A 26,169-nucleotide genomic window follows, 5' to 3' on the forward strand; every position below is an offset into this window, starting at 1 on the left:
TTCAGAACAGCAGCGATGACGAGGTGTCGAACGCCGCGCGACGCCGCTTTTCGGCGCTCATCTGCTCAAGCTTGTCGCGATCCACGCAGACCAGCGCGTGCGTCGGGCAGGCTTCCATGCAGGCCGGGCCGGCGTCGCGGTGGTAGCACAGGTCACATTTGTTGGCTTCGGCTTTGTCCGCGCGCACGCTCAGTCCCATACCGCTGTTGCGTACCACCGGACGGACCACCACCTCCATCGCGCCGTACGGGCAGGCGACCACGCAGGTTTTGCAGCCAATGCAGCGCTCCTGCATCACGTGCACAAAGCCCTTCTCGCGTTTAATCGCCCCGTTCGGGCAGACGTTGGCGCACGGTGCGTCTTCGCACTGGCGACAGATGGCGGCGGTGGAAATATTCACGCCTTTGATGACGTGGATGCGCGGCAAAAACGTGTCAGGGGTAAGCGACGCGCAGTCCTGCTCCGCCTGATGGGAAACCACGCACGCCACTTCACAGGTACGGCAACCAATACACTTACTGGCATCGGCCATAATAAAACGGTTCATCTGCTTCTCCAGCATTACAGTTATGCCCGGAGATATTCATAAACCGTGCCAATAATTAACTTATTGATTTTAATTGATTTTAAAAATTAAAGCGGTGCTGTCATCGTCACTTATGACGATGACAGCTGTCGACATCAGCGGTGCGGGCCGTCAATAACCGAGTCGCGCAGGACAAGCTCGCCGGAGAAAATTTGCTGATATTTAAACTCACCGCCGTCGAGCATGAAGATCAGGCGGCTGATGGTCTCTTTGATCATCTCCGTTACCGGGATGCGTACGCTGGAAAGCGACGGCACAATGTAAGGCGCGATGGCCACGTCGTCAAAACCGATCACCGACACCGCGTCCGGTGCGGCTACGCCGCTGTCGTGCAGCTGCTTCATGGCGCCAATTGCCATGTCGTCATTACTCGCCACCAGCGCCGTAAAGCGTTCACCGCGAGCAAGCAGTTCGGACACCGCCGCCGCGCCGCTGGCGGGGTTCCACTTCCCCTGCGCAATCAGCCCCTCGCGCAGCGGAATACCGTGCTGCGCCAGCGCGTCCTTATAGCCGGAGAGACGCTCAACCCCGGTGGGAGAATCCAGCGAGCCGGTGATAAAGGCGATCTCCCGATGCCCTTTCGCAATCAGCTGTGACACCGCGTCCTGGCTGGAGGCTTTATGATCCGACCACACGCAGTGGCTGCTGTTTTTACGCAGGCGGCGGTTGAGCACCATAATGGGCTGCTCGCACTTCTCGACGATCTCATCCATCTCTTCCACGCTCAGAAAACGCGGATAGATGATCACCGCGTCACAGCGCATATCGAGCAGATACTGGATCGCCTCGCGCTCTTCATCCGCGCTGTGCTTGCCGTCCGCGAGGATCAGCTGCCGCCCTTTCTCTTCCGTCATGCGCGCGGCGTGAAACAGCAGCTCGCTAAAGTAGACGCCGTGATAAAGGGTGTTCGTCACCACCAGGCCCAGCGTCTGGGTACGTTTGGTCGCCAGGTTGCGCGCCAGCAAATTTGGGCGATAGCCGCTCTCTTCAATGGCCTGAAAAACCCTGTCTTTGGTCTCCTGGCTGACATAGCCATTTCCCGACAGCACCCGGGACACCGTGGCTTTCGAAACGCCTGCCCGCTTCGCCACTTCAAGCATCGTGGTCATGTTGTTATTCCGTCTGCATCTGATGGAGCGCAGTGTACTGCACTGCAGAAAAATTGTCGCAGCGGTGAAATCACGCTTTTGGCTCCTGCTGGTGATCGTCGTCACGAAATAAAAAAATGGTCAAAAAGCGATCTTGTTTCATCAAAAGAAACTCATGATGATTATGTGGAACCGGTTTCCTACATTTCTCACAACGATAACAGGATCACATCCGATGGCCAAAAATTACGCTGCGCTGGCGAACGACGTTGTCAGCGCGCTGGGTGGCAAAGAGAACATCGTCGCCGTCACCCACTGCATGACGCGACTTCGTTTCGTTCTGAAAGACGAAAGCCTTACCGATACCGCGCGCCTGAAAAGCATCAGCGGCGTGCTCGGCGTGGTGCGCACCGACAACCAGTGCCAGGTCATCATCGGCAACACCGTTTCGCAGGCGTACCGCGAAGTGGTGAGCCTGCTGCCAACCAGCCTGCAGCCTGCCGTACCGGAAGGCCCGCAAAAGCTGACGCTGCGTCGCATTGGCGCCGGGATCCTCGACGCGCTGATCGGCACCATGTCCCCGCTGATCCCGGCGATCATCGGCGGCTCAATGGTCAAGCTGCTGGCGATGATCCTTGAGATGACCGGCGTGCTGCCAAAAGGCGCGCCGACGCTCACTATTCTGACCGTCATCGGCGACGGCGCGTTCTTCTTCCTGCCGCTGATGGTGGCGGCCTCGGCGGCGGTGAAGTTCAAAACCAACATGTCGCTGGCCATCGCCATTGCGGGCGTGCTGGTGCACCCGAGCTTTATCGAGCTGATGGCGAAAGCCGCGCAGGGCGAACACGTTGAGTTCGCCTTTATCCCGGTGACGGCGGTGAAATACACCTACACCGTCATCCCGGCTCTGGTGATGACCTGGTGCCTGTCATACATCGAGCGCTGGGTGGATCGCATCACCCCGGCGGTAACCAAAAACTTCCTCAAGCCGATGCTGATCGTGCTGATTGCCGCCCCGCTCGCCATCGTGCTGATTGGGCCGCTGGGCATCTGGATCGGTAGCGCCATCTCCGCGCTGGTTTACACCATTCACGGCTATCTGGGCTGGCTCTCCGTGGCCATCATGGGCGCGCTGTGGCCGCTGCTGGTCATGACCGGGATGCACCGCGTGTTTACGCCAACCATCATTCAGACCATTGCCGAGACGGGCAAGGAAGGGATGGTGATGCCGTCGGAAATTGGCGCCAACCTGTCGCTCGGCGGTTCGTCGCTGGCGGTGGCGTGGAAAACCAAAAACCCGGATCTGCGCCAGACGGCGCTGGCGGCGGCGGCCTCCGCCATCATGGCGGGGATCTCTGAACCGGCCCTGTACGGCGTGGCGGTGCGTCTGAAACGTCCGCTGATCGCGAGCCTGATCAGCGGCTTTATCTGCGGCGCGGTTGCCGGTATCGCGGGTCTTGCCAGCCACTCGATGGCGGCACCGGGGCTGTTTACCAGCGTACAGTTCTTCGACCCGGCGAACCCGATGACCATCGTCTGGGTGTTTGGCGTGATGGGTCTGGCAGTCGTGCTGTCGTTTGTTCTGACCCTGATACTGGGCTTTGAGGATATTCCGGTCGAAGACGACGCCGAAAAAGCGCGCGCCCTGCAGACCGCACCGGTACAGAACAACGCAGCAAAAGCATAAATTGAAAGCGAGGTAAGAATGTCTGTTTTTCCACAAGGATTTTTATGGGGCGGCGCGCTTGCCGCCAACCAGAGTGAAGGCGCTTACCGTGAGGGCGGCAAAGGGCTGACAACGGTCGATATGATCCCCCACGGCGCGAACCGCCTGGCGGTGAAGCTCGGTAAGGAAAAGCGTTTTTCGCTGCGTGACGACGAATTCTACCCGAGCCACGAGGCGATTGATTTTTACCATCGCTATAAAGAAGACATCGCCCTGATGGCGGAGATGGGCTTTACGGTGTTCCGCACCTCGATCGCCTGGAGCCGCCTCTATCCGAACGGCGACGAACCGCTGCCGAACAAAGAGGGTATTGCCTTCTACCGCGCGGTATTCGAAGAGTGCAAAAAGTACAACATCGAGCCGCTGGTAACGCTCTGCCACTTCGACGTGCCGATGCACCTGGTGACGGAGTACGGCTCGTGGCGCAACCGTAAGATGGTCGATTTCTTTGCCCGCTATGCCCGCACCTGCTTTGAGGAATTTAACGGGCTGGTGAAATACTGGCTGACCTTCAACGAAATCAACATCATGCTGCACAGCCCGTTCTCCGGCGCGGGGCTGGTGTTTGAGGAAGGCGAAAATGAAGATCAGGTGAAATACCAGGCCGCGCACCACGAGCTGGTGGCGAGCGCGCTGGCGACTAAAATTGCTCACGAGGTGAACCCGGAAAACCAGGTCGGCTGCATGCTGGCGGGCGGAAATTTCTATCCGTACTCCTGCAAGCCGGAAGACGTGTGGATGGCGCTGGAGAAAGACCGCGAGAACCTGTTCTTTATCGACGTGCAGGCGCGCGGCAGCTATCCGGCCTATTCTGCCCGCGTGTTCCGCGAGAAAGGCGTGGTGATTGTGAAAGACCCGGGCGATGATCTACTTCTGAAAAACACCGTCGACTTTGTCTCGTTCAGCTATTACGCCTCGCGCTGCGCCTCGGCGGATATGAACGCGAACAATACCAATGCGGCGAACATCGTCAAATCCCTGCGCAACCCGCATATTCAGGTGAGCGAATGGGGCTGGGGCATCGACCCGCTCGGCCTGCGCATCACCATGAACATGATGTACGACCGCTACCAGAAGCCGCTGTTCCTGGTGGAAAACGGCCTGGGAGCGAAAGATGTCGTTGATGAAAACGGCGAGATTAACGACGACTACCGCATCAGCTATCTGCGCGAGCATATCCGCGCGATGGGCGACGCGATTGAGGACGGCGTGCCGCTGATGGGCTACACCACCTGGGGCTGTATTGACCTTGTCTCTGCCTCAACCGGGGAGATGAGCAAGCGCTACGGGTTTGTCTACGTCGACCGCGACGACGCCGGGAACGGCACGCTGGAGCGCAAACGCAAGAAATCGTTCTGGTGGTATAAGAAGGTGATTGCGAGTAACGGGGCGGATCTCGAATAGCCTGTTGTCCTCACCCCAGCCCTCTCCCACAGGGAGAGGGAGATGGGTTTGATAGGCCGGGTAAGGCGAAGCCGCCACCCGGCACTGCTCAGAGCCGGGAGAAATCCCCGTCCCCAACCCACTCCGCAAGCCGTGAATACACCACTTCCACCGCCTCCTTCACCGGCGGCGTCATCGGGTAATAAAACCCGACAATGTCCGGCTGAATCCCCAAAAAGAGCACCTCGCCCACGTCACTTTTGATCTGATCCACCAGATAATTCAGCGGCATATTGTGGGTGGTCATCATAAACATCTCGGCGATGTCGTCCGGGTCAATCAGGCGGATCTCACCGGGGTTGAGTCCCATATCGGTGGCATCGACGATTAACAGCCTGTCCGGACGCAGCTCGCGGATGGCGACCACGTCGTTTTCCGGCGCGCTGCCGCCGTCAATCACCACCCAGCTGCCCTGTGGGTTCGCGGCGCACATCTCCGCCAGCAGCGGACCCGCGCCGTCATCGCCCATCATGCTGTTGCCGACACACAGTAAAACGTCAGTCACGTAATCTCCTCACCATCAGGTAGATGGCACTCTCCTGATGAATATCATGCAGCATGCCGAGCAACGTTTTGCTCCACGCCTGCTGCCCGGGGGTTTGCCTGCCGAGCGCCGCGTCAAAGGCGTTGGCGAGCATCGCAATGTGGTTCGCATCGATCACGATCTCGCCGTACTTCGGCACGCCCTCCATTTTGCGCCGCGCCGTACTGCCCTCCTCCAGCGTGGCGATCCACGCCAGATACTCGGACCACGGACAGCTCAGCGCCGCCTCCAGGCAGTCAATCACCCCGAGGTGATGCCCAATCGCCAGGCTGTAATAGACCACCTGCTGCGCCGCATCCGGCGTGGCATCGTTCTCATCAATAAACTTACGGCTCAGCTGGCTGAACACCACCGTTTCACTCATCGGATACGCGCCTCATCGACGATGCTGTTCAGGTTCGCCACAATCTCATTGAGGCGCGGATCGTTTTCCGCCTCCAGCCAGCGTGCGACCTGATGCTCGCCCTGGCTCAGCAGGCGCAGATAGTCGTCGGCAATCTGACGGCCGTAGCGATAGCCCGCCAGCCTGCGCGCCGTGCGATCGACCTTCACCCGCAGCGGCTGCACCATGTCCGGGTGCAGAATGGCCGCAGCCTGGTTGTCGAGCTCGCCTGGCTCGCGGGCGTGGATTTTCTGCTCCAGCAGGCCGAGCGCCATCGCAAAGCCGTACAGCGTGGCGGCGGGCGTCGGCGGACAGCCCGGAATGTAGACGTCCACCGGCACGATTTTGTCGGTGCCGCCCCAGACGCAGTAGAGGTCATGGAAGATGCCGCCGCTGTTGCCGCAGGCGCCGTACGAGATGCAGATTTTCGGGTCCGGCGCGGACTGCCAGGCGCGCAGCGCGGGCGAGCGCATTGCGCGGGTGACGGCCCCGGTGAACAGCAGGATGTCCGCATGACGCGGGGACGGCACCACTTTGATGCCGAAGCGCTCCGCGTCAAACAGCGGCGACAGCGTAGCGAAGATCTCAATCTCGCAGCCGTTGCAGCCCCCGCAGTCCACGCGGTAGACGTAGGCGGAGCGTTTGATTTTTTTCAGCAGCGACGCCTTCATGCTGGCGATGGATTCGTCCACCGTCATCGGCACCGGAATGCCGTTAGCGTCGCGCGGGCCCAGTAGGTTTTCCATCAGCTGGCCTCTCTCATATGGCGGGTGATATCAATACGGTCGGACGGCAGCAGGCACTTCTGACGCTTGCACGCCGGGCAGGTTTCAAAGCTTTCGCGGTGATGCTCCGCACGGGCGTCGCCGTTGTGCTGCAGCAGCGCGATGGCGTAGTCGATCTCTTTTTGCACGGCGAACGGGCGTTTGCAGACGCGGCAGTTGCACAGGTCAAAGCGCGACTGCTGCAGGAAGTCCTCTTTCTTCCACACCGCCAGCTCGTACTCCTGCGACAGGCGAATGGCGACCGTCGGGCAGACCTCCTCGCAGCGGCCGCAGAAGATGCAGCGCCCGAGGTTAAACTGCCAGGCCAGCTCGCCGGTTTTGAGATCCGTTTCCACCGTTAAGGCGTTCGACGGACAGGCGTTGACGCAGGCCGCGCAGCCGATGCACTGCTGCGGGTTATGTTCCGGCTTGCAGCGAAAGTTTTTATCCACCGGCATCGGCTCCAGCGGATAGCTGCTGGTCTGCGTGCCCGTTTTGATCACTTTTTTGATAAAGGTAAACATGGCGAGTCCTTATTTCAGCGGCGAGTTTTTACGCTCGATGCTGTAGCGCTCAAGCTCTTTGTACGGCACCACCTGGCTTTTCTTCTTGCGCACATCGACTACGGTCATGCGGTCGGTGCAGGAGTAGCACGGGTCGAGGCTGCCGATGATCAGCGGCGCGTCAGAGACGGTGTTACCGCGCAGCATGTAGCGCAGGGTTGGCCAGTTGGCGTAGGTGGCCGCGCGGCAACGCCAGCGGTAGAGCTTCTGGTTGTCGCCGGTCATGCTCCAGTGGATATCGTCCCCGCGCGGCGCTTCGGCAAAGCCAAGGGCAAAGCGGTTCGGGATGTAGGTGAAGCCCTCCACCATCAGCGGGCCGCCCGGCAGGTTGTCCAGACCAAAGTCGATCATGTTCAGGGCGGTGAACACCTCGTTGATGCGCACCTTGAGCCGCGAGATGACGTCACAGCCCTGCTCGCTGTGCACGGTCATCGGCAGCAGGCCGTAGCCGACGAACGGGTGATCCGCACGCGTGTCGCGGGCGTGCCCGCTGGCGCGCACCATCGGGCCGACGTTGCTGAAGTCGCGGGCGATCTCCGGGTCAAGGCGGCCAATGCCGACGGTGCGCTGCTCGATGTTTGGCGTGCTGAGAAGCATGTCCACCAGCTCCTGCACGTCGCGGCGCATCTGCTGCGCCAGCTGACGGGTCTGGATCATGTCGTCCTTCAGCAGGTCGCGGCGGATCCCGCCGATCAGGTTCAGGCCGTAGGTTTTACGCGCCCCGGTGAGGATCTCCGCCATCTTCATCGACGCTTCGCGCACGCGGAAGAACTGCATAAACCCGGAGTCAAACCCGACGAAGTGGCAGGCCAGGCCGAGGTTCAGCAGGTGCGAGTGCAGGCGCTCCACCTCCAGCAGAATGGCGCGGATCATCTGCGCGCGTTCCGGCACCACGATCCCCATGCCGTTCTCTACCGAGGTGGTGTAGGCGGTGCTGTGGGCGAAGCCGCAGATGCCGCAGACGCGGTCAGAAAGAAACGTGACTTCGTTATATCCCATGCGGGTTTCCGCCAACTTTTCCATGCCGCGGTGGACGTAGAACAGGCGGTAGTCGGCGTCGATAATGTTTTCGCCGTCGACGAACAGGCGGAAGTGGCCCGGCTCGTCGGAAGTGACGTGCAGCGGGCCGATCGGCACCACGTTATTTTTCTTGCTGCCCAGCTCGTTGATGAATTCGTAGGTTTCACTGTCGGTGGTCGGGGCCGGACGCTGGCGGTAGTCCATGCTGTCTTTGCGCAGCGGATAGAGTTCGTCCGGCCAGTCGTCCGGCAGCACCAGACGGCGTTCATCCGGCAGACCAACCGGCACCAGGCCATACATGTCGCGCACTTCACGCTCGCCCCAGACGGCAGCGGGCACGCGCGGCGTGACGGACGGGTATTCCGGTTTATTCGGGTCGACCTCGACGCGCACGGTGATCCAGCACTTCTCGCCCTGCTCCATCGACATCACGTAGTACACCGCGTAATTGCCGCACAGCTGGCGCTCGTCGTTACCGAACAGCACCGACAGCCAGCCGCCCTGCCGGTAGTAGAGAAACTCCACCACTTCTGGCAGATAGTTCACCTTTACGGTGACGGTGATCTGGTCTTTGGTTTGCCAGGACTCCTCCAGCACCACGCCGGGGAAAGCCTGATGCAATGCGGCGAGATACTGCTGACCTTTCTTTTCTTCAGACATAAACACTCTCTTTAATCACGCCACCAGCAAGGAGACGAACGCTAAAAATGCAAAACCAAAACCGGCCCAGGTAATGCGTGACGTTTCCACAAAACGCAGACGCGCCATGCTGTTTTCGAACAGGGCAATGACCAGCACGCCGACCAGCAGCTTGAGGACGGCAACCACGACGGCCAGCAGCAGACCGCCCGCGGAGAAGTGCGTCATCTGCCCCCACGGGAAGAAGACGCCGACAAACATCTGCAGCACCACCAGCTGCTTGAGGCTGATGCCCCACTTCAGCACCGCGAAGCCGTAGCCGCTGTATTCGGTGAGCGGTCCTTCCTGCAGCTCCTGCTCGGCTTCCGCCAGGTCGAACGGCAGTTTACCCATCTCAATGAAGGTGGCGAACGCGCAGGCGCACAGCGCCAGCACCAGCGGGATTGAACGCGCCACCGGCCAGTGGTAAACGGTGTGGGTGATAAAGCTGATGTGGGTGGAACCCGCCACCTGCGCGGCGACCCACAGCCCCAGCAGCAGGATCGGCTCAACCAGCACGCCGAGCATCGCCTCGCGGCTGGCGCCGATGCCGGTAAACGGGCTCCCGGTGTCGAGGCCCGCAATCGCAAAGAAGAAACGGGCGATGGCAAAGAGGTAGATAAGCGTAATCAGATCCCCGAGCGCCGGCAGCGGCGAAGCCACCGTCACCACCGGCAGCGCGGTGGCGATGGTGAGCATCACGCCCACCATCACGAACGGCGTCAGGCGGAAGACCCAGCCTGCGGCATCCGGCGCCACGCTCTGACGAGAAAGCAGTTTGAAGAGATCGCGGTACTCCTGAAGCACCCCAGGCCCGCGACGGTTGTGCATCCGGGCGCGCGCCACGCGCGTGATGCCCGACAGCAGCGGCGCGGCGGCGAACAGCACCAGCGCCTGAAGAATTGCCAGTAACAAACTCATGTCAGGCTCCTCGTGAAATCACAATGACCACCAGCACCGCCAGCTCGATGACCGCCAGACGGCGGAACAGCGCGGGCGCAGCGGCGCTCTGCCAGCCGGGTACCCAGGCCACCGGATTCAACCAGTGGCGCAGCTTCAGCACGGCGGCGAAGTTCTCCTTCACCGGCATGGCGAAACCGTGGGCGGTGATAACCATCGACTGTTCGTGTTCGTAGCCACAGGCCCACGCCGCACCGCGCGCGCGGGAGGTGAGCCTGTCGCGTTTGAAGAACAGCATCAGGACGAGCGGCAGCAGCGGTGCGCCAATCAGCAGCAGCGCGATCATAGGCTGAGAGACGGTGGTATTCGCCACGGTCAGCGGCAGCGGAATGGCGTTGCCCAGCAGCGGCAGCAGCCACGGTGCGGCGACGCCGCCCGCGATGCAGCACAGCGCCAGCGCGACCACGCTCACGCCCATCAACAACGGTGCGCAACAGGCGTTTTCAGCTTCGCGGGTGCGCGGCGCACCGAGGAAGGTTACGCCGTAGACTTTCGCCATGCACATCACCGCCAGCGCCCCGGTAATTGCCAGCCCGACCGCCAGCAGCGGGCCGAGCAAACGCGCGATAAAGAGATCGCTCTGACCGAGCGCGAAGAAGGACTGATAGATCACCCACTCCCCGGCAAAGCCGTTCAGCGGCGGCAGCGCGGCCATTGCCATCAGCCCGACCAGCATCGCCAGTGAAATTACCGGCATCTTTTTGCCAATCCCGCCCAGCTTTTCGATATCCCGATGGCCGGTGCGGAACCAGACGCTGCCCGCCCCGAGGAACAGGGTGCTTTTAAACAGGCTATGGTTAACAAGGTGATAAAGACCGCCGATAAAACCGGCCGCGATTAGCGCCGGATGATTTAGCGCCAGCCCGGTTACGCCCGCGCCAATACCGAGCAGGATGATGCCGATATTTTCAAGCGTGTGGTACGCCAGAAGACGCTGGATATTGTGCTCCATCAGCGCGTACAGGCCGCCGACGAACGCGGTAATCATTCCGGCGATCAGCAGCACAACGCCCCACCACAGCGGCGGTTGTCCGCCGGTCAGCGTAATCGCCAAAATTCCGAACAGACCCACTTTCATCATCACCACCGAAAACAGCGCGGCGGCGGGCGCGGAGGCATTCGCATGCGCCTGCGGCACCCAGCCGTGCAGCGGGATGATGCCAGCGAGCAGGCCAAAGCCGATAACGCCCAGCAGCCAGACGTCATTCCCCAGCGGATGCCCGTTGAGCGCAGAGAAATCCAGCGTGCCAAAGCGTTGCCACACCAGCCAGCAGGCCAGCGCCAGCAGCAGCGTCCCCAGGCGTCCCAGCGCAAACCACAGCTTGCCGGAGGCGCTGCAGCCCGTCAGGAACACGCCGCACAGCGCCATGATTTCCGCCATCACCACCAGCGCGCCGAGGTTGCTGGCGATAACGGTACAGACCGCCGTCGCCATCAGCAGATTGACCAGCAGGCCGTTGGCTTTAGCGTGCGGGTGGCGGTGCCAGTCGATATTGAACAGGCTGATAAACAGCCCGCACAGACCAAACGTCACCAGCCAGATGGCGTTCAGGGGCGTGATCTCAACGGTGTGCCGAATCAGCGGCATCACGGTTTCTGCGGACTGGCCGCCGAGCAGGACAACGCCGCCTGCCGCCAGCGTCATCAGGCTAGCGACCGCCCCGCCAATCCCGGCGATCGCGCCGCTCAGGGTTTTATGGAATGAGAAGATCAGCGCCAGAACAGCGGCGGCAGTAAAACAGGCTACCGCGCTGGTAATCATCATTGCCGCGTTCATTTCGCCCCCTCGTTAAGCGCCTGTAGCAGAGAAAGGTCGCCAAAATCACTGTTGATGGTCAGCTCGCGTTTACGCTTGCTGGTACGGGCGATGTCGCGAATGTTAACCAGAATCAATGCCTTAGTCGGGCAGGTGCGCACGCAGGCCGGACCCTGCTCATCGAAGCTGCACAGGTCGCACTTCACCGCCACGGCGCGGATGCCGGGCACCCAGTCCAGCAGCGTGCTTACGCGTGCCGGAGCCGGTGGCGCAGGCGGGGCTTTTGGCGAGTTAGCGTTCGCCGGAATGTGCAGCGGACGGCTGCCGGAAAATTCAATCGCGCCAAACGGGCAGGCGATGCCGCACAGCTTGCAGCTTACGCACAGGCTTTCGTTCAGCTGGACAGCGCCATCAACACGGGTGATGGCATTCACTGGGCAGACACCCGCGCAGGGAGCATCTTCACAGTGATGGCAGAGCTGCGGGGCAGACTCTTTTTCATTACGCATGACGTGCAGGCGCGGCATGGACTGCAGCCCATGCAGGCGATGCGTTTCCGAACACGCCGCCTCACAGGTTCGACAGCCAATACAGACCGTCGAGTCGGCAATTACAAAACGGTTCACCGGGTCATCCTCTGGTGATAGTCATTTTTGACGAAAAACTGTCTTGTCGACACTTCTCGACACGCAAGGGTCAGGCCACGTTAGCTGAGGTATTTCCGTCCATCAGCTGCTTCAGGTTGACCGGGAGATCGCGTTCAACGGCGGCGTACAGGCCGTTATAGACCGGCGCGATTTTTTCCAGATAGTGCTCCAGCACCTGCTGGCGATCGCGGTTGCTGACGTGGCCGTCCACCATGCCGTCGGCCATCAGCTGCGCCTTCGCAATACACTGTTTTTCGCCGTCTTTTGTCTCGAGGTGGTACTCAATGGTGTGGCTGTTGAAGTTATCCGCCAGGGTCACGTTAATGGTGAAATGGCCGAACAGGACAAAGCTCATATCCCCCTGTGCCGCGCAGCTCATCGCGTGGTGAAGACGCGCTTTCGAGAGGGTAATGCCCTGAACCAGCGAGTTGCAGTAAAGGTGCCACTGGTCCTGCAGCTGCTGATGACGCTGCGCGATGTAATCCGCTTTTTCGCTGATTTCCCAAATAGTCATAGAAGGTATCCGTTTAATGGAGATAGCGGCTGTTAAGCAGATTCCATGCCAGTTTTTATCTTTATGATTTTTAATGTGTTTAATTGCAAAACCGCTGTCAACGCCGCGGTGTCGACGTGTCATTTCGACAGCGTTGACATCGTCACGCCTTAACAAAAATCAAGCTGGCATCGTTATTGCATTCAATGGCGCAATTCACTGAGGAGGCGTCATGCACGAAATCACCCTCTGCCAGCGGGCTCTGGAACTTATCGAGCAGCAGGCAGTGCAAAACCACGCGAAACGCGTTACCGGCGTCTGGCTGAAGGTCGGGGCGTTTTCCTGCGTCGAGACCAGCGCCCTGAATTTCTGTTTTGAACTGGTGTGCCGCGGCACGCTGGCGGAAGGCTGCGAACTGCATATTGAAGAGCAGCAGGCGGAGTGCTGGTGCGAACAGTGCCAGCAGTACGTCACCCTGCTGTCATCAAAGGTTCAGCGCTGTCCGCAGTGTCAGAGCACCGGTCTTCGCATCGTGGCGGATGACGGCATGCAGATCCAACGTCTCGAAATCGAGAAGGAGTAAAGTATGTGTAGTACCTGCGGTTGCGCCGAAGGCAACCTGTATATAGAAGGGGATGAACATCGCCCCCATTCCGCGTTTCGCTCCGCGCCCTTTTCTCCTGCCCCACGACCTTCTGCGGCACTGACCGGTATCACCTTCGCTCCGCAGCGCTCCGAAGTGGGCGATCTGCACTACGGCCACGGGGAGGCGGGCACCCACGCGCCGGGTATCAGCCAGCGCCAGATGCTGGAGGTGGAAATCAACGTGCTGGACAAAAATAACCAGATCGCCGCCCGCAACCGCGCCCGCTTTGCCACCCGCAAACAGCTGGTGCTGAATCTGGTCTCCAGCCCCGGCTCCGGCAAAACCACGCTGTTAACGGAAACGCTCAAGCGCCTGAACGGGCGCGTCTCCTGCGCGGTGATTGAAGGCGACCAGCAAACCGTTAACGACGCGGCGCGTATTCGCGAAACCGGCACCCCGGCGATTCAGGTTAATACTGGCAAAGGCTGCCACCTGGATGCACAGATGATTGCCGACGCCGCCCCGCGTCTGCCGCTGGCGGATGATGGCATTCTGTTTATTGAAAACGTCGGCAACCTGGTCTGCCCGGCGAGCTTCGACCTGGGCGAACGGCACAAGGTGGCGGTGCTTTCGGTGACCGAAGGCGAAGACAAACCGCTGAAGTACCCGCATATGTTTGCCGCCGCGTCCATCATGCTGCTGAACAAAGTCGACCTGCTGCCGTACCTGAATTTCGACGTGGATAAGTGCCTGGCGTATGCCCGTGAAGTGAATCCAGAGATTGAGATCCTGCTGGTCTCCGCCACGCGCGGTGACGGCATGGACAGTTGGCTACAGTGGCTGGAGAACGAGCGATGTGCATAGGCGTACCTGGGCAAATTTACGCCATCGACGGTAATCAGGCCAAAGTCGAGGTCTGCGGCATCCTGCGCGACGTGGACCTGACGCTGGTGGGCAACACAGATGAAACGGGCGCATCGCGTCTCGGCCAGTGGGTGCTGGTGCACGTGGGGTTTGCCATGAGCGTGATTAACGAAGCGGAAGCCCGCGACACGCTCGACGCCCTGCAAAATATGTTCGACGTGGAGCCTGACGTGGGTGCGCTGCTGTACGGCGAGGAGCGGTAATCATGCGTTACGTTGATGAATACCGCGCGCCGGAGCAGGTGCTGCAGCTTATCAGCCACCTGAAAACGCGCGCAGCGCGGCTGGACTACACGAAAGAAAGGCCGCTGCGGATCATGGAGGTGTGCGGCGGGCACACGCACGCCATCTTCAAATTTGGCCTCGACCAGCTGCTGCCGGAGAACATTGAGTTTATCCACGGCCCCGGCTGCCCGGTCTGCGTTCTGCCGATGGGGCGCATCGACAGCTGTATTGAAATTGCCAGCCAGCCCGACGTCATTTTCTGCACCTTTGGCGACGCGATGCGCGTGCCGGGGAAAAACGGCTCGCTGCTGCAGGCAAAAGCGCGTGGTGCGGACGTGCGGATCGTCTATTCGCCGATGGATGCCCTGACGCTGGCAGAGAATAATCCCGCGCGCAAGGTGGTGTTTTTCGGCCTGGGGTTTGAAACCACCATGCCCGCCACCGCCATCACGCTGCAGCAGGCGAAAGCGCGCGGCGTCGATAACTTTTTCTTCTTCTGCCAGCACATTACGCTTATCCCCACCCTGCGCAGCCTGCTGGAAGAGCCGGGAAACGGCATTGACGCCTTTCTGGCACCGGGGCATGTCAGCATGGTGATTGGCACAGACGCCTACGGTTTTATCGCTGAACAGTACAATCGTCCGTTAGTGGTCGCTGGTTTCGAACCACTTGATCTACTGCAAGGTGTCACCATGCTGGTTGAGCAGAAAATAGCGGCCCTGAGTGCAGTGGAAAACCAGTACCGGCGCGTGGTGCCGGATGCGGGAAATGAACGGGCACAGCAGGCGATAGCCGACGTGTTTAGCGTTGAGGGCGACAGCGAATGGCGTGGTCTGGGGCTGATTGCCGAATCCGGCGTGCGCCTGACGTCAGCCTATCGCACATTCGACGCCGAAGCGCATTTCCGCCCGCAGCCGCAGCAGGTTTGCGACGATCCCCGGGCCCGCTGCGGCGAGGTGCTCACCGGCAAATGCAAACCGCATCAGTGCCCGTTATTTGGCAATACCTGCAACCCGCAAACGGCGTTTGGCGCGCTGATGGTCTCCTCCGAAGGCGCGTGTGCCGCGTGGTATCAGTATCGCAACCAGGAGAGTGAAGCATGAATACGGTTGAAATGGCGCACGGTAGCGGCGGACAGGCGATGCAGCAGCTGATTAACCGGCTATTTATGTCGGCCTTTAACAACCCCTGGCTCGCCGAACAGGAAGACCAGGCGCGCATCGACCTCGCCCCCCTCACCGCCCAGGGCGACAGGCTGGCCTTCTCCACCGACAGCTACGTCATTGACCCGCTGTTCTTCCCGGGTGGTGATATCGGCAAGCTCGCTGTCTGCGGCACGGCCAACGATGTTGCCGTCAGCGGCGCCGTTCCGCGCTACCTCTCCTGCGGGTTTATCCTCGAGGAGGGCCTGCCGATGGAGACGCTCACGGCAGTGGTCAACAGCATGGCGCAGACCGCGCGCGAGGCGGGGATAGCTATCGTCACCGGCGATACCAAAGTGGTGCAGCGCGGTGCGGCCGACAAGCTGTTTATCAACACCGCCGGCATGGGGGCGATCCCCGCCGATATTCACTGGGGCGCGCAGCAGCTTAGCGTGGGCGACGTGCTGATCGTGACCGGAACGCTGGGCTGTCACGGGGCGACCATCCTGAACCTGCGCGAAAGCCTGGGGCTGGACGGGGAACTGCGCAGCGACTGCGCGGTGCTCACTCCGCTGATTCAGACGCTGCGTGCCGTACCCGGCGTCAAAGCCCTGCGGGACGCCACGCGAGGCGGCGTGAATGCCGTGGTCCACGAATTTGCAGCAAGCTGCGGGTATGGGATTGAACTCACCGAGCGCAGCCTGCCCGTTAAGCCCGCCGTTCGTGGGCTCTGCGAACTGCTGGGGCTGGACCCGCTTAACTTCGCAAACGAAGGCAAACTGGTGATTGGCGTTGAACGCGCGGCAGCGGAAGCCGTTCTTGAACAGCTGCGGGCTCATCCGTCAGGAAAAGAGGCGGCAATGATTGGTGAAGTGGTTGAGCGCAAAGGGGTGCGCCTGACCGGGCTTTATGGCGTGAAGCGCACGCTGGATCTGCCGCACGCGGAACCTTTACCCCGTATTTGCTAGAACCGCGCCAAAAGCGGTCAGCATGGATTTTTTTGCTCGTTTCTACTGGAAAGCACTATGCCGTATACACCGATGAGCGATCTTGGACAGCAGGGCCTGTTTGACATCACGCGCACACTTTTACAGCAGCCCGATCTCGGCGCGCTGAGCGATGCCCTGACCCGGCTGGTCAGGCAGTCGGCGCTGGCCGACAGCACCGCGATTGTACTGTGGCATAGCGGAACGCACCGCGCGAGCTACTACTCAACGCGTGACAATGGCAAAACGTTTGAATACGAAGACGAAACGTATCTCGCGCATGGCCCGGTGCGCCGCATTCTCTCCCGACCTGAAGTGCTGCACTGCAACTTTGAGGAGTTCCGCCAGGCGTGGCCGCGGCTGGCACAGAGCAACCTTTATCAGCCTTTCGGGCATTACTGCATGTTGCCGCTGGCGGCAGAGGGTCAGATTTTTGGCGGCTGCGAGTTTATCCGCACCACCGACCAGCCCTGGAGCGAGGCGGAATACGAACGCCTGCACACCTTTACCCAGATTGTGGCCGTCGTCGCTGAGCAGATCCAAAGCCGCGTGACCAATAATGTGGATTACGACATGCTGAGCCGCGAACGCGACAACTTCCGCATTCTGGTCGCCATCACTAACGCCGTGCTGTCACGGCTCGACATGGATGAACTGGTGAGCGAAGTCTCGAAAGAGATCCATCACTATTTCAAAATCGACGCCATCAGCATTGCGCTTCGCGGCCATCGCAAGGGCAAGCTGAACATCTACTCCACGCATTATCTTGATGAAGCCAACCCGGCACACGAGCAGAGCGAAGTGGATGAAGCGGGGACCCTTTCTGAACGAGTCTTCAAAAGCAAAGAGATCCTCCTGCTCAACCTGAACGAGCAGGACCCGGCAGCGCCGTACGAGCGGATGCTGTTTAACACCTGGGGCAACAAAATTCAGACCCTGTGCCTGCTGCCGCTGATGTCCGGCAACACCATGCTGGGCGTGCTTAAGCTGGCGCAGTGTGAGGAGGGCGTGTTCACCACCGCCAACCTGAAGCTGCTGCGTCAGATCGCCGAACGTATTTCCATCGCCCTGGATAACGCCCTCGCCTATCAGGAAATTCATCGTCTGAAAGAGCGTCTGGTGGATGAGAACCTGGCCCTGACCGAACAGCTCAACAACGTGGACAGCGAGTTTGGTGAAATCATCGGGCGCAGCGACGCCATGTACAGCGTGCTCAAGCAGGTCGAGATGGTGGCGCAAAGCGACAGCACGGTGCTGATCCTGGGTGAAACCGGTACGGGTAAAGAGCTGATTGCCCGCGCCATCCACAACCTGAGCAACCGCAACAGCCGTCGGATGGTGAAGATGAACTGCGCCGCGATGCCCGCAGGGCTGCTGGAAAGCGATCTGTTCGGCCACGAGCGCGGTGCATTCACCGGGGCAAGCAGTCAGCGGCTGGGCCGTTTTGAGCTGGCGGACAAAAGCTCGCTGTTTCTCGACGAAGTGGGCGATATGCCGCTGGAGCTACAGCCGAAACTGCTGCGCGTATTGCAGGAGCAGGAGTTTGAGCGCCTGGGAAGCAACAAGCTTATCCAGACCGACGTGCGGCTGATTGCCGCCACCAACCGCGATCTGAAAAAAATGGTCGCCGACCGCGAGTTTCGCAGCGACCTTTACTATCGCCTGAACGTGTTCCCGATCTTCCTGCCGCCGCTGCGCGAGCGCCCGGAAGATATCCCCCTGCTGGTCAAAGCGTTTACCGCCAAGATCGCGCGCAGGATGGGGCGAAATATCGACAGCATTCCTGCCGAGACGTTGCGTACCCTTTCATCGATGGAGTGGCCCGGCAACGTGCGCGAGCTGGAAAACGTCATCGAACGTGCGGTGCTGCTGACGCGGGGGAATGTGCTGCAGCTCTCCCTGCCTGAAGTGACGCCGCCTGACGTGACCCTGCCCGCCGCCGAGACAGCGAAAGAGGGAGAAGATGAATATCAGCTCATTATGCGCGTGCTGAAAGAGACCAACGGCGTAGTCGCCGGGCCGAAAGGTGCCGCCCAGCGCCTGGGGTTAAAACGCACCACCCTGCTGTCGCGCATGAAGCGACTCGGGATTGAGAAAGAGAGCCTGGCTTAAGCCCCTATTCTGGCGGTGTTTTCTGGCACCGCCTTTCGTTACCCCGCGCAATTGTCCCTCATTGACACAAAATCGTTTCCTCTGTATAAAATTCCGCCTTAATAATGAGTTTCATTTGCATCAATAATAATATTAATCAAGGGTAGCGTTTCATGAAGAAGGTCATCTGCGCGTTAGGCCTGGCGGTTGCGTCGGTCAGTTCTGCTCTGGCAACCACATATCCTCTGACCATTGAAAACTGTGGCTATAAAGAAACATTCACCAAAGCGCCGGAACGCGTCGTGGCCCTGGGCCAGAATACCGTCGAAATTTTGCTCCTGCTGGGGCTGGAAGATAAGGTGAAGGCCAGCGCCTTCTGGCCGACCAAAGTGCTGCCGCAGTTGGCGGAACAGAACGCAAAAATCAAAACGCTGACGGTAGAAATCCCGACGCTGGAATCCATCCTTTCGCAAAACCCTGATTTTGTTCCTGCCCAGCTTCCTCTGCTGCTTGGGCCGGAGAGTAAGGTCGCAAAGCGTGAAGATCTGGCCACTGTCGGCGTGAACAGCTATTTATCACCGGGCATGTGCGCGACCAAAAAGGCCGCCGGCGATATGTACGGCAGCCGCCAGAAGCTGTGGGATATGACCTATCTCTATAAAGAGATTGAGGATTTCGCTAAAATTTTCAACGTTGAAGATCGCGGCCAGGCCGTGATTGCCGATTTCAAAAAGCGCGAGGCCGACCTGCGTAAGGAATTCGGCAAGAACAAAAAAGACCTGTCGTTTGTCTTCTGGTTCTCCAGCTCATCCCCTTCTGCGGACGCCTACGTCGGCGGTAAAAACAGCGCCTCAGGGTTCATCGCTGACGTGCTGGGCGGGCATAACGCCATCACCTCCGAGACCGAATGGCCGACCGTGGGTTGGGAGAGCATTATTGCCGCCAATCCGGATGTGATTGTGGTCTCCAGCCTGGACCGCAACCGCTGGGCGCTGGATAACGCACAAGAGAAAATCAAATTCCTGAAGAGCGATCCGGCGGTCAGCCAGCTGGACGCGGTAAAAAAAGGCCACATCGTGGTGATGGACGGCCAGGCGATGAATCCGACGATCCGCACGATTTACGGGGCTGAGCAGGTCGGCGAACAGCTCAGAAAGCTGGGGCTGAACTGATGACATCCGCCGTTCTTCAGGCCCGGCAGAGCCTGGTTCTGACGACCTCGGCTTTGCTCGCCCTGGTACTGTTATTTCTGGTGATCGCCCTGAGCGTCAGCGTCGGCGAGCTGTCCATCCCGCTGGATAACGTGTTTTACGCCATCAGCAATAAAATGGGGCTTACCGAGGTTCCGCTCACTCGCATCTATGAGAGCGTCATCTGGGACTTTCGCCTGAGCCGCGCGCTGGTGGCGGCCTGCTGCGGCGCGGGGCTGGCCATCTGCGGAGCCGTATTGCAGAGCCTGCTGAAGAACGCGCTGGCGGAACCCTACGTGCTCGGCGTGTCCGCGGGCGCGTCGACCGGGGCGGTTTCTGTCGTCGTATTGGGGATCGGCACCGGTGCGGTCTCCCTCTCTGCCGGTGCCTTTGCCGGGGCGTTCGCCGCGTTTGCGTTTGTCGCGTTTCTGACGAACGGCGCGCGCGGCGGGAATGAACGGACCATTCTGGCAGGGGTCGCCGCCTCGCAGCTTTTCAACGCCATTACCGCCTACACCATCAGCACCTCCGCCAGCGCCCAGCAGGCGCGCGACGTGATGTTCTGGCTGCTGGGCAGCTTCAGCGGCGTACGCTGGCCTGAATTCCAGCTGGCGCTGGTCGTGGTACTGATTGGATTAGCCGTTTGCCTCTACTATTCCCGGGCGCTGGATGCCTTCACGTTCGGTGATGACGCCGCCGCCTCTTTAGGTATTGCCGTCCCGTGGGTGCGCCTGACGCTCTTTACCACTACCGCGCTGATTACCGCGACCATCGTCAGCATGGCGGGGTCAATCGGCTTTGTTGGGCTGGTGGTGCCGCACGTGATGCGCTTCCTGTTCGGGCCGCTGCACCGCACGCTGCTGATTGCCAGCGCGCTGGCAGGGGCGATCCTGATGGTGCTGGCAGACATTGCCTCGCGCATGCTGATTGCGCCGCAAAGCCTGCCCGTCGGGGTGGTCACCGCGCTGGTGGGCGTCCCCTTCTTTGCCGTGATTATCTACCGTTCAAGGAATAAGTGATGAGCATCTGCGCGGAAAATATTACCTGGAAGGTCGGCAAAAAGGTCATCGTTAATGACGTCTCGCTGAAGGTGTCACGGGGCGAAACGGTAGGACTGCTTGGCCCTAACGGCTGCGGGAAATCGTCTCTTTTACGGATCCTCGCGGGGTTGCGTCGCCCGGATGCTGGCTGCGTTACCCTGGACGGGCAGGACATCTCCCGCATCGCCAAAAAACAGCTTGCCCGCCGGGTCGCCTTCGTGGAGCAGCACGGCATGACGGACGCCAATATGCGCGTGCGCGACGTGGTGAAACTTGGGCGTATTCCACACCACTCCGCCTTTTCCAACTGGAGCAACCACGATGACGAGACCGTCACCGCCGCTCTGCAGCGCGTGGATATGCTGGATAAAAGTGACCAGGGCTGGCTGAGCCTCTCCGGCGGCGAGCGCCAGCGCGTCCACATTGCCCGCGCGCTGGCCCAGACTCCGACGGAAATCCTGCTGGATGAACCGACCAACCACCTGGACATCCATCATCAGATGCATCTGATGCAGTTGATCAGCGAATTACCGGTCACCAGCATCGTCGCTATCCACGATCTCAACCACGCCTCGATGTTCTGCGACTCGCTGATTGTGATGCAGAAAGGGCAAATTGTGGCGACGGGGACACCGCAGGATATCTTATCCGAGTCGCTGCTCTGGGATGTCTTCCGGGTCAAAACCAAAATCGAGATCTCGCCGTTCCATGGCAAAAAGCACATCCACTTTATCGTTTAGGGGCGAGTGAACAACGATGCCCCTTCGCCCTGCCACCACGCTCTGGCCGCCCGTCTTACTGGGTAGCCAGTTTGTTTTTAACATTGGCTTTTACGCCGTTGTCCCCTTCCTGGCGATATTCCTGCGCGACGATATGCTGCTCTCCGGCGGGCTGATCGGGCTGATCCTCGGCCTGCGCACGTTCTCTCAGCAGGGGATGTTTATCGTCGGTGGTGCGCTCTCGGACAGGTTTGGCGCGAAAGTCGTTATCCTGAGCGGGTGCATGATTCGCGTTGCGGGCTATCTGCTGCTGGCGTTCGGAGGCTCGCTGTGGCCGATTATTCTGGGCGCGTGTCTGACAGGCGTGGGCGGCGCGCTGTTTTCTCCGTCTATTGAGGCATTGCTGGCGAAAGCGGGCACGCACAGCGAGGCGAAAGGTAAACGAAGCCGGGCGGAGTGGTTCGCGCTATTTGCGGTCTGCGGGGAACTCGGTGCGGTACTGGGCCCGGTTGCCGGCGCCCTGCTCACCGGCCTGGGCTTTCGCCAGGTGGCGCTGGCGGGCGCAGGGGTCTTTATCGTTGCGCTGGTGGTTCTCTACTTTTGCCTGCCCGCGTCACGCCACGCCCCCCGGACGCTGAAGCTCGTTCCCTGGTGGACGACGTTCCGCCAGCCGCGCTTTGTCGCCTTTATCATTGCCTACAGCTCGTGGCTGTTAAGCTATAACCAGCTCTATCTGGCGCTGCCGGTGGAGATCCAACGCTCTGGCGGTAACGAGAAAGATCTCGGCCCGCTTTTTATGCTGGCCTCGTTGCTGATCGTTGCATTACAGCTGCCGCTGGCGCGTTTCGCCCGGCGCGTGGGCGCGGTGAGGCTCCTGCCGGTAGGTTTTTTGCTGCTCTCCTCCGCCTTTGCGAGCGTGGCGATATTTGCCCCGATGACGCCGCCGGAAGGCTGGCTGCGCTTACTGCCCTCAGTCTGCTTTGTGACGCTGTTGACGCTGGGACAGATGCTGCTGGTGCCATCGGCTAAAGATCTGATCCCTCGGTTTGCGGAGGAGTCCACGCTTGGCGCGCACTACGGCGCTCTCGCCACCGCAGGAGGCATTGCGGTACTGGCAGGAAATCTGTTGTTTGGCAGCCTGCTGGATCGCGCGCTGGTGCCCTCAACGCAGGCAATGTATCCCTGGCTGCTGCTGGCCCTTTTCCCACTCTGCAGCGCGCTGGCCCTGAACGTGATTTGCCGCCCGCTGAGACGCTGAACCGATCACTTTTTCGGACGGTACTTCTCCGGCAGTTCCGGTACGGGACGACGATCATCAATCAGATGACGAACGGTCAGGATAGGATGACGCCATAACATACGCGGACCTGCCCAGCGCATAACCTGCTTCATCTCTTCACGTCTGGCAGGCTGGTAGCAGTGTACCGGACACTGCTTGCAGGCAGGCTTGTCCTCACCGAAAACGCACTTATCCAGGCGCTTATCGGCATACGCGTTGAGCGCCTGATAATGCCCTTCCTCCTGAGATGCCTGCGGACACTGCTTTTCATACAACGCGATCATTTTCGCGATGGTCTCTTTTTCTCGTGAGATGCGTTTACCGGACATAACGGCCTACCGAATAATAAAGTGCATTAATAATACACTTTTAAGCACTGTATTTCAGCGGTTGCATTTCGTTTCCTGAAGCCTGATTCCAGTTTTCACCCTGCACCGACCGATAATTACTGGTATTTTATACAGGCATCAGAAATGACCTTTGTCCGTGTTGTCTGGAGACCCTATGCAAGAGCTCGCGATCGGCAAACCCTATCGCCATTTAAAAGTGGGATATTTTAGAAAGCGCCATGAAGACCGCAATACCAAGATACCAAAGCGTTACAGCGTACATGCAGCGCTGAGCTTAAAAGGTGACTGGCTTGAAAAGGCGGGGTTTACGACCCATTCCAGAGTCAGAGTGGGCGTGGAGCATGGAAAAATTATCATTGAATTAATGTCGGAAGACGGCTCGTAAAGCCACGACATTTTTCTGCGCCGGACCTTTTTTTCATGCGACAATAGAAGGAACAAACGGCCACTGAGCCGATCAAAACGGTTTATATTCAAAGAAATGGACATCATAACTCCATGAGCACAATCGACAATTTCGACGCACATACGCCGATGATGCAGCAGTACTTTTTTTTAATGCTAATCTGTTGAAATAGAGGAACAAAAATATTGTTAAGTAGGTTCTAGCTTACTGATGGGATACTTTTTCGGTATGTTGGTGCGGTTTGGTAAAAAAAGGTCACTAACTCTCTTGGGAGTAAAGAAACCTCACATTGGTTGTTTACTTACAATCACTCAATAGATACACTATTTGCAGGGATTAAAATAGCATAGAAGTAGTGATTAGTATGACTAACAAGACTTCAACAAGATGTGCAAAGACGATTTTATTTTTCTATGGTATATCGTTCATACTTTCATTTTTAGTGGGTGTTTCAAATTTAATACCCGCACATGTTTATATAATTTTTTTCATTCCATGTTTTGGTGTCTTATGTGGATTCACTTTATTCTTGGGAAGAAGTAAGGTGATGAAGTCCTTGAACGATTCCATTTTATTCTCCTTTGCTCCCATAGCAATGTTTAACCCAATTTATAGCTTATTGAACAAAGCTACAAATATTACTGAAACGATTTCAAATACAGATGAATCACTCATGTTTTTCTATTTGCTAATTGCTATATGTTCTATTCTTAAAGCCTTAATTTCATTCTATGAATTATACAAAAACCTGACAAAACCCGAACAAAGCAGTTAGTTTATTTTTTTAACCTTAGTCGTATAACAATTATTAATGCAACAATCACAGGCCAACAAAGCAAGATAAAACACCCACTACCCAATAGTATGTTATAGATAGTGGGATATTTATCTTGATCCAGAAAAAACACGCCCCAAATACATATGATTGAATATATAGCAAGAACAATCAACAACAATAATTCAGAGTATTCTTTTCCTTTTATCATAATAGATATATCAGAAGTAAATAAATTGCTATTTTCCTCATTAGCATTACTCTCTTTTCCTATCTTTTTAGAATTCATTTTACACCTCACCACATTATATAACCAATAAATATCACTCCTTTTTCTAAAGTCAATGAATCAACTATAAATAATTTTATTATCATATACAAATAACAAAGTTATTTGTTATTCAATAAATTAACCAATCGCTCTCGATCAGAAATGAGTTGTTGCTTAATATGATAATGACCTCTATTCTTATATCTTGTATCAAAAGAATTAAATGTTGTTAATGATGATAATCTCTGCAATCTTTTATCTCCTAACTTTTCAGATAACCAAGCCTGAATTTCAGCATTGAAAACAATATGAACTTCATGAGACTTTCTATGTAATGCAATAGCATTAACTTCTGTAATCTTAATAATATCCATTAAATCTTTATCAAATGTAACAATATTGGCTACATAAAAGGCAGTTTCATTTCCATCTACAATAGAATTAGTAAGTAAGTCCATCATTCTTACCATACCAAGATCTCTGGCACAATTTCTAATCTCATCTAATGGTCTTTTTCTATTTTGCAAGCTATGTAATTTTCGAGTAATCTGAGTTTTATTACTTCGAAATAAAATATCTGCACAAACAATCAACTCCCGGAACATAAAGATCGAAAGTTCACTGTCTGCAATATTTAATAACTCCTCAAACTTGTTCTCCGGCGAACGATTAGAACCATACTCAATTAGTTTTGCTTTAATAAGGATCAGTTCCATTAAGTCGGTTAGCGATTCCATATACGAAATATGCCCAAGCTCAACTTCTTTGAAGAATTGAGCCAAAAAAACATCTGCCTCTTTCTTAGCACTCAATTCATATTGAGTTCTAAATTCTTTACCCCATGAAAGACTCAAAGGTTTATTCATCATTTTAATAGAGAAAATAGCACTAATCGTTTCTCTAATTTTTTCAATGCTTTTTTCAGATTTATTATGACTGGCTTCAAATAAATATAAATAAGGATTAAAACTCTTCATTTCTTCATTATCAAAATTTTCCGCCATAATATGACACCCTTTAATAACATCATCCGTAGGGGTATCTTCATATGCAATAGAGCGAATGTAACTTGCAGCATTTGAATCTAAATATGTTCCCATGCCAATTTTAAATGCCAAAGTACCAGGATTAGAAACTACTTCATCATCAATCACCCAAAGCGAATTACCCCGAAAAACAGTAGAAACAAAACATTTATCTTCAAATAACTGTCTTCTTAGTTTAAAAGGTCCCTCTTCTGCATAATCAGCATAAATAAAGCGCCATTCCTTTAAAAACTCTCTATTCTCTGTATATCGTTCCAAGGCTTCCGACCGATTTGCAGAGGCTCCAACATATTGCAGAGTCGTAATTAAATTGTATTGTTCACTACTTCTATTAAGATTCATCGAAAATTACCTTCAATTTGATTTTTAGCACTAAAAAAATTTTAACACAAGTTCTTTTCTATACCAATGACTTAGATTAATTAAGGACTAACTCATCCAAATTTCGCTTTTTGGATTTCCTTGTTTTTCAACCTTAGTATATAAAACA

27 protein-coding genes are annotated in these 26,169 nt (G+C 57.1%); 13 read left to right on the top strand and 14 right to left on the bottom strand.

All coding sequences use genetic code 11. The annotated features are described in order from the left end of the window. Position 1 precedes the first annotated feature (1 nt). Together hydN and ACDO57_RS18695 are read right to left on the bottom strand one after the other, a co-directional pair. Entirely contained in the window at positions 2-547 is a 546-nt protein-coding gene (hydN, locus tag ACDO57_RS18690; protein WP_029739520.1) for an electron transport protein HydN, read from the bottom strand. 134 nt (positions 548-681) lie between these two features. Beyond that, positions 682-1,695, bottom strand: coding sequence for a LacI family DNA-binding transcriptional regulator (locus ACDO57_RS18695; RefSeq protein WP_157189647.1), 1,014 nt, complete (start codon positions 1,693-1,695; stop codon positions 682-684). 214 nt (positions 1,696-1,909) lie between these two features. Between ACDO57_RS18695 and ascF the strand changes: the two genes are divergently transcribed. After that, positions 1,910-3,361 (top strand): PTS cellobiose/arbutin/salicin transporter subunit IIBC, encoded by a 1,452-nt coding sequence (gene ascF, locus ACDO57_RS18700; protein WP_048992998.1) that lies wholly within the window; start codon positions 1,910-1,912, stop codon positions 3,359-3,361. Between the two features lie 18 nt (positions 3,362-3,379). Beyond that, a complete protein-coding gene (locus tag ACDO57_RS18705) occupies positions 3,380-4,804 on the top strand; it encodes a 6-phospho-beta-glucosidase (protein WP_032648036.1) in 1,425 nt (474 codons plus the stop codon). An 88-nt stretch (positions 4,805-4,892) separates the two neighbouring features. Here the strand turns inward: ACDO57_RS18705 and hycI are convergent, their stop codons facing one another. From hycI to hycA, 9 genes are all read right to left on the bottom strand, one after another. Next, entirely contained in the window at positions 4,893-5,348 is a 456-nt protein-coding gene (gene hycI, locus ACDO57_RS18710; RefSeq protein WP_370884415.1) for a hydrogenase maturation peptidase HycI, read from the bottom strand. Further along, entirely contained in the window at positions 5,341-5,751 is a 411-nt protein-coding gene (locus ACDO57_RS18715; RefSeq protein WP_048993001.1) for a formate hydrogenlyase maturation HycH family protein, read from the bottom strand. Before ACDO57_RS18715 ends, hycI begins: the two co-directional genes overlap by 8 nt. After that, on the bottom strand, positions 5,748-6,515 hold the full coding sequence (locus ACDO57_RS18720) for an NADH-quinone oxidoreductase subunit B family protein (RefSeq protein ID WP_148769289.1): 768 nt from the start codon (positions 6,513-6,515) through the stop codon (positions 5,748-5,750). The genes ACDO57_RS18715 and ACDO57_RS18720 overlap by 4 nt, the downstream gene beginning before the upstream one ends. After that, positions 6,515-7,057 carry a formate hydrogenlyase complex iron-sulfur subunit gene (locus ACDO57_RS18725; protein WP_370884416.1) on the bottom strand — a complete coding sequence of 181 codons (543 nt, stop codon included), beginning with the start codon at positions 7,055-7,057 and terminating at the stop codon, positions 6,515-6,517. The genes ACDO57_RS18720 and ACDO57_RS18725 overlap by 1 nt, the downstream gene beginning before the upstream one ends. Before the next feature lie 9 nt (positions 7,058-7,066). Then, complete coding sequence (gene hycE, locus ACDO57_RS18730) at positions 7,067-8,776, bottom strand: formate hydrogenlyase subunit HycE (protein WP_045908505.1); 1,710 nt, start codon at positions 8,774-8,776, stop codon at positions 7,067-7,069. 15 nt (positions 8,777-8,791) lie between these two features. Beyond that, positions 8,792-9,715, bottom strand: a complete 924-nt coding sequence (locus tag ACDO57_RS18735; RefSeq protein WP_370884417.1) for a respiratory chain complex I subunit 1 family protein — start codon at positions 9,713-9,715, stop codon at positions 8,792-8,794. 1 nt (position 9,716) lies between these two features. Beyond that, positions 9,717-11,531 carry a formate hydrogenlyase subunit 3 gene (gene hycC, locus ACDO57_RS18740; RefSeq protein WP_370884418.1) on the bottom strand — a complete coding sequence of 605 codons (1,815 nt, stop codon included), beginning with the start codon at positions 11,529-11,531 and terminating at the stop codon, positions 9,717-9,719. After that, positions 11,528-12,136 (bottom strand): 4Fe-4S dicluster domain-containing protein, encoded by a 609-nt coding sequence (locus tag ACDO57_RS18745; protein WP_023308971.1) that lies wholly within the window; start codon positions 12,134-12,136, stop codon positions 11,528-11,530. The genes hycC and ACDO57_RS18745 overlap by 4 nt, the downstream gene beginning before the upstream one ends. A 70-nt stretch (positions 12,137-12,206) precedes the next feature. Continuing rightward, entirely contained in the window at positions 12,207-12,671 is a 465-nt protein-coding gene (gene hycA / locus ACDO57_RS18750) for a formate hydrogenlyase regulator HycA (protein WP_024909233.1), read from the bottom strand. A gap of 211 nt (positions 12,672-12,882) precedes the next feature. Between hycA and hypA the strand changes: the two genes are divergently transcribed. From hypA to ACDO57_RS18800, 10 genes are all read left to right on the top strand, one after another. Then, positions 12,883-13,233 carry a hydrogenase maturation nickel metallochaperone HypA gene (gene hypA / locus ACDO57_RS18755; protein ID WP_029739533.1) on the top strand — a complete coding sequence of 117 codons (351 nt, stop codon included), beginning with the start codon at positions 12,883-12,885 and terminating at the stop codon, positions 13,231-13,233. Positions 13,234-13,236: 3 nt separating this feature from the next. Further along, entirely contained in the window at positions 13,237-14,100 is an 864-nt protein-coding gene (gene hypB / locus ACDO57_RS18760) for a hydrogenase nickel incorporation protein HypB (protein ID WP_370884419.1), read from the top strand. Beyond that, the gene (locus ACDO57_RS18765; RefSeq protein WP_024909236.1) at positions 14,091-14,363 is read left to right on the top strand and encodes a HypC/HybG/HupF family hydrogenase formation chaperone; all 273 of its coding nucleotides are present in this window, start codon (positions 14,091-14,093) and stop codon (positions 14,361-14,363) included. The genes hypB and ACDO57_RS18765 overlap by 10 nt, the downstream gene beginning before the upstream one ends. Before the next feature lie 2 nt (positions 14,364-14,365). Then, on the top strand, positions 14,366-15,487 hold the full coding sequence (gene hypD / locus ACDO57_RS18770; RefSeq protein ID WP_157189652.1) for a hydrogenase formation protein HypD: 1,122 nt from the start codon (positions 14,366-14,368) through the stop codon (positions 15,485-15,487). Continuing rightward, a complete protein-coding gene (hypE, locus tag ACDO57_RS18775; protein ID WP_370884420.1) occupies positions 15,484-16,494 on the top strand; it encodes a hydrogenase expression/formation protein HypE in 1,011 nt (336 codons plus the stop codon). Before hypD ends, hypE begins: the two co-directional genes overlap by 4 nt. Positions 16,495-16,551: 57 nt before the next feature. After that, positions 16,552-18,624, top strand: a complete 2,073-nt coding sequence (gene flhA, locus ACDO57_RS18780; protein ID WP_148769283.1) for a formate hydrogenlyase transcriptional activator FlhA — start codon at positions 16,552-16,554, stop codon at positions 18,622-18,624. A gap of 152 nt (positions 18,625-18,776) precedes the next feature. Next, positions 18,777-19,775 (top strand): ABC transporter substrate-binding protein, encoded by a 999-nt coding sequence (locus ACDO57_RS18785; protein WP_024909240.1) that lies wholly within the window; start codon positions 18,777-18,779, stop codon positions 19,773-19,775. Then, on the top strand, positions 19,775-20,812 hold the full coding sequence (locus ACDO57_RS18790; RefSeq protein WP_048993019.1) for an iron ABC transporter permease: 1,038 nt from the start codon (positions 19,775-19,777) through the stop codon (positions 20,810-20,812). Before ACDO57_RS18785 ends, ACDO57_RS18790 begins: the two co-directional genes overlap by 1 nt. Continuing rightward, on the top strand, positions 20,812-21,573 hold the full coding sequence (locus tag ACDO57_RS18795) for an ABC transporter ATP-binding protein (protein ID WP_048993021.1): 762 nt from the start codon (positions 20,812-20,814) through the stop codon (positions 21,571-21,573). Before ACDO57_RS18790 ends, ACDO57_RS18795 begins: the two co-directional genes overlap by 1 nt. A gap of 16 nt (positions 21,574-21,589) precedes the next feature. After that, positions 21,590-22,810, top strand: coding sequence for an MFS transporter (locus tag ACDO57_RS18800; protein ID WP_048993022.1), 1,221 nt, complete (start codon positions 21,590-21,592; stop codon positions 22,808-22,810). 5 nt (positions 22,811-22,815) lie between these two features. Here ACDO57_RS18800 and ACDO57_RS18805 read toward each other — a convergent pair whose 3' ends face one another. Further along, complete coding sequence (locus ACDO57_RS18805; protein ID WP_024909244.1) at positions 22,816-23,160, bottom strand: nitrous oxide-stimulated promoter family protein; 345 nt, start codon at positions 23,158-23,160, stop codon at positions 22,816-22,818. 175 nt (positions 23,161-23,335) lie between these two features. On the opposite strand from ACDO57_RS18805, the gene ACDO57_RS18810 reads away from it, so the two are divergent. After that, a complete protein-coding gene (locus tag ACDO57_RS18810) occupies positions 23,336-23,566 on the top strand; it encodes a SymE family type I addiction module toxin (protein ID WP_024909245.1) in 231 nt (76 codons plus the stop codon). Positions 23,567-24,363: 797 nt separating this feature from the next. Here the strand turns inward: ACDO57_RS18810 and ACDO57_RS18815 are convergent. After that, complete coding sequence (locus tag ACDO57_RS18815; RefSeq protein ID WP_370884421.1) at positions 24,364-24,651, bottom strand: hypothetical protein; 288 nt, start codon at positions 24,649-24,651, stop codon at positions 24,364-24,366. 101 nt (positions 24,652-24,752) lie between these two features. Next, positions 24,753-26,021: a hypothetical protein gene (locus ACDO57_RS18820; protein ID WP_370884422.1), complete on the bottom strand. Its 1,269-nt coding sequence runs from the start codon at positions 26,019-26,021 to the stop codon at positions 24,753-24,755. Positions 26,022-26,169 lie beyond the last annotated feature (148 nt).

The organism is Enterobacter cloacae complex sp. 2015409 (assembly GCF_041365315.1).
GTDB classification, from domain to species: Bacteria; Pseudomonadota; Gammaproteobacteria; order Enterobacterales; family Enterobacteriaceae; genus Enterobacter; species Enterobacter pseudoroggenkampii.